The 1,239-nt window shown below is 58.8% G+C and carries 3 protein-coding genes; 2 read left to right on the forward strand and 1 reads right to left on the reverse strand.

All coding sequences use genetic code 11. The features are described from left to right. Positions 1–248 precede the first annotated feature (248 nt). Complete coding sequence (locus tag ACWGTO_RS33455; RefSeq protein ID WP_454578950.1) at positions 249–434, reverse strand: hypothetical protein; 186 nt, start codon at positions 432–434, stop codon at positions 249–251. On the opposite strand from ACWGTO_RS33455, the gene ACWGTO_RS33460 reads away from it, so the two are divergent. Then, positions 433–744 carry a type II toxin-antitoxin system ParD family antitoxin gene (locus ACWGTO_RS33460; protein WP_454578951.1) on the forward strand — a complete coding sequence of 104 codons (312 nt, stop codon included), beginning with the start codon at positions 433–435 and terminating at the stop codon, positions 742–744. The genes ACWGTO_RS33455 and ACWGTO_RS33460 overlap by 2 nt on opposite strands. Then, the gene (locus ACWGTO_RS33465) at positions 690–989 is read left to right on the forward strand and encodes a type II toxin-antitoxin system RelE/ParE family toxin (protein ID WP_454578952.1); all 300 of its coding nucleotides are present in this window, start codon (positions 690–692) and stop codon (positions 987–989) included. Before ACWGTO_RS33460 ends, ACWGTO_RS33465 begins: the two co-directional genes overlap by 55 nt. The last annotated feature ends 250 nt before the right edge of the window (positions 990–1,239 follow it).

Below are 1,239 nucleotides of genomic sequence, written 5' to 3' on the forward strand. Positions count from 1 at the left end.
GTTCAAATCCTGTCCCCGCAACCAACATAAAAAGCCCGCCTCGTGCGGGCTTTTGTGTATTGCGAAGCCGGCTCCCGGCGGCTTTAACCTGCATCGGCCGCCCGCAACGAGGCCAAGCCGACGCCGACGGGACAGAAAAACTCAAATCCTGTCCCATCCCCAAGCCAACTTTCCCGGCGCCCCGCTTCTCGAAACGAGATTCCTCGCCGATGGCCTGGTGCTCATGTGCACACCCAAGCGAAGTCGCATCAGGCGAAGCCGGTCGGCTTCAATACCGGAGGATGATCCGGGCCCGAACCACGATCGCGCCGGCGCGATTCGTGCATTTCGAAGCAGCAGAACGAGGCGATGGAATCATTCGCTCGCCAGCCGATCATGGAAACGATGGATGTCGAATCCTGATTCGCACCATAATCTCCCAAGGAGGTTGCCATGCCCAACTACGCCCTGAACGACCACTATGAGAGCTTCATCAGGAAGCAGCTCGAATCAGGCCGTTACAACAATGCCAGTGAGGTTGTTCGCGCCGGCCTGCGTATGCTCGAGGATTTCGAGGCGGAGCGGGAAAGATGGCTGCGCGAGGAAATCCCGGCGCGCCTGACCGAGCTCCAGCGGGATCCGGCGAAGGCTATCCCTGCCGAGACGGTTTTTTCGCGGCGTGAGGCGCGTCATCGCGCGGGCAGTACTCCATTGTCTTCCACCCCAAGACGGAAGCCGAACTGGAACAGCTATATGATGACATAGCCGAGCGTGCGTCGCCGGAGATTGCCTGGAATTTCATTGCCGGCATCCGTGACCATTGCCTGGGCTTGTCGACTTTTCCACAGCGCGGCACAGAGCGGGTTGAGATCATGCCCGGTCTGCGGATTGTCGGCTATCGACGCGCCGTCCGCGTAGCGTTTGCGGTCGAGGGCGAGCGGGTCTTGATCCCGGGTATCTTTTGTTCCGGCCGGAACATCACGGCGGAATTGCTGGAAGGCCGGCTCTGAAGCACTACGCAGGCCGACATGGAGATCGATGTTCGCCAGCCAGGCAGGCGATTTTCAAGCCAATGGTGGGCGTCTTCGGCCCAGAGGGGTGAGGCTTCGTAGAAGTGATCGACTGCGGAACACCGCTCGCAATTTCAGCCAAGCCAACTCACGAATTTCAGCCTCGTGGATATCTCTGCGAGAAATCGAAAAAACATGAAGGATCGGTGTTGACAGTTTGTGATGGTGGCGACTATATACGCCTCACGAA

This window comes from Mesorhizobium sp. PL10, assembly GCF_053714315.1.